A 1,660-nucleotide genomic window follows, 5' to 3' on the forward strand; every position below is an offset into this window, starting at 1 on the left:
CCACGAGCGCGCGGGCGGCGCCGCGGCGGCCGCGCGGCGGCCCGCCGCAGCCCACCCGGACCGTCCCGAGGAACTGTGGAAGGCCCTGGACCGCGGAGAGGACCCCACCACCGGGAGCGGCGCAAACCGGTCCTGACACAATGGCTGGTGAGCGAGCCCAGATCGGACCTACGAGGAGCACTCAATGGCGGGCAACAACCACGGACACACCCCTGCCGCCTGGACCGGCGCCACCATCGCGTTCATCGGCTTCTGCGTCGCCTCGGCCTTCATCGTGATGGCCGAACCGGTGGGGTTCTGGGTCGGTGTGGCCATCACCCTCCTCGGCGGCGTCGCCGGCCTGGTCATGCGCTCGATGGGCATGGGCCAGCCGGAGGAGTCGCACGGCCGCCGTCTGGACCAGTCCAGTGAGCGGGCGGGAGCCTGACGGGGCCGCCCCGGGCGGCTCACCCCGGCGCGGTGCCGGCGAGGCGGCACCGCGCTTCTTCCGCACCCGGCCGCTCCGGTAAGGGGGCGCGGCGATACCGCCCGGTATATGGGACCGGGCCGGCCGGATGCGGGTTCCGTGTCCCGGGCCGGATACCATCGCAGTGCGTGACCGCGTACCCGGACAAGCCCCGCGCCCGCCGCAGGGGTCCGAGCCAGCCAGGAAGGGGGCCGCTCGCGTGAGTGTGCTCGACGAGATCATCGACGGGGTCCGCGCCGACCTCGCCGAGCGGCAGGCGCGTGTGGGCCTCGACGAGCTCAAGGAGCGCGCGGCCCGTGCCCCGCGCCCGCTCGACGGCGTCGCGGCCCTCAAGGGCGAGGGCGTCAAGGTCATCTGCGAGGTCAAGCGCTCCAGCCCCTCCAAGGGGGCGCTGGCCGCCATCGCCGACCCGGCCGGCCTCGCCGCCGACTACGAGGCGGGCGGTGCCGCGGTCATCTCGGTGCTGACCGAGCAGCGGCGCTTCGGAGGCTCGCTGGCCGATCTGGAGGCGGTGCGCGGGCGGGTGGGCGTCCCCGTGCTGCGCAAGGACTTCATCGTCACCTCCTACCAGCTGTGGGAGGCCCGGGCCCACGGCGCCGACCTCGCCCTGCTGATCGTCGCCGCCCTCGACCAGGACGCGCTGGTGTCGCTGGTGGAGCGGGCCGAGTCCATCGGGCTGACCCCGCTGGTCGAGGTGCACGACGAGGAGGAGGTCGAGCGGGCGGTGGACGCCGGGGCCAAGATCATCGGTGTGAACGCGCGCAACCTCAAGACCCTGGAGGTCGACCGCGGCACCTTCGCCCGCCTCGCCCCCGAGATCCCCGAGAGCGTCGTGAGGATCGCCGAGTCGGGCGTGCGCGGCCCGCACGACCTGATCGCCTACGCCAACGAGGGCGCCGACGCGGTGCTCGTCGGCGAGTCCCTGGTCACCGGCAAGGACCCGAGGGCGGCCGTCGCCGACCTGGTCGCCGCCGGAGCCCACCCCGCCCTGCGGCACGGGAACTGAGGCGGGGGAACGACCGCGATGGCCCTGTCCGCCCGCCTCGCCCCCGGCTGCCGCCCCCGCGGCTGCCGCGCGCCCGCCCGCCGGGTCCTGGGGCGGCGTGTGCGCTACCACATCGGCTGCGAGCCGGGGCAGGTCAACGGCAGACGATGGCCTGAGCGTGCCGGGGGCTGAGCGGCGCCCCACCGCCG

The 1,660-nt window shown here is 75.2% G+C and carries 4 protein-coding genes; all 4 read left to right on the plus strand.

Translation table 11 applies throughout. The features are described from left to right. On the plus strand, positions 1 to 136 hold a 136-nt coding region (locus tag AC2CJA_RS26525), incomplete at its 5' end, for a Trp biosynthesis-associated membrane protein (protein WP_484605195.1). 48 nt (positions 137 to 184) lie between these two features. Beyond that, positions 185 to 427, plus strand: coding sequence for an HGxxPAAW family protein (locus AC2CJA_RS26530; RefSeq protein WP_484605193.1), 243 nt, complete (start codon positions 185 to 187; stop codon positions 425 to 427). A 238-nt stretch (positions 428 to 665) separates the two neighbouring features. Beyond that, on the plus strand, positions 666 to 1,472 hold the full coding sequence (gene trpC / locus AC2CJA_RS26535; protein WP_484605194.1) for an indole-3-glycerol phosphate synthase TrpC: 807 nt from the start codon (positions 666 to 668) through the stop codon (positions 1,470 to 1,472). 18 nt (positions 1,473 to 1,490) lie between these two features. After that, positions 1,491 to 1,643: a tryptophan biosynthesis modulator TrpM gene (gene trpM / locus AC2CJA_RS26540; protein ID WP_241716187.1), complete on the plus strand. Its 153-nt coding sequence runs from the start codon at positions 1,491 to 1,493 to the stop codon at positions 1,641 to 1,643. The last annotated feature ends 17 nt before the right edge of the window (positions 1,644 to 1,660 follow it).

The sequence above is a fragment of the Streptomyces sp. ATLC9 genome, assembly GCF_057196705.1.

What these genes read in the sequence shown, in the direction of transcription:
- trpM (WP_241716187.1), top strand. Translation starts at nt 1,491, where the DNA reads ATGGCCCTGTCCGCCCGCCTCGCCCCCGGCTGCCGCCCCCGCGGCTGC.
- AC2CJA_RS26530 (WP_484605193.1), top strand. Translation starts at nt 185, where the DNA reads ATGGCGGGCAACAACCACGGACACACCCCTGCCGCCTGGACCGGCGCC.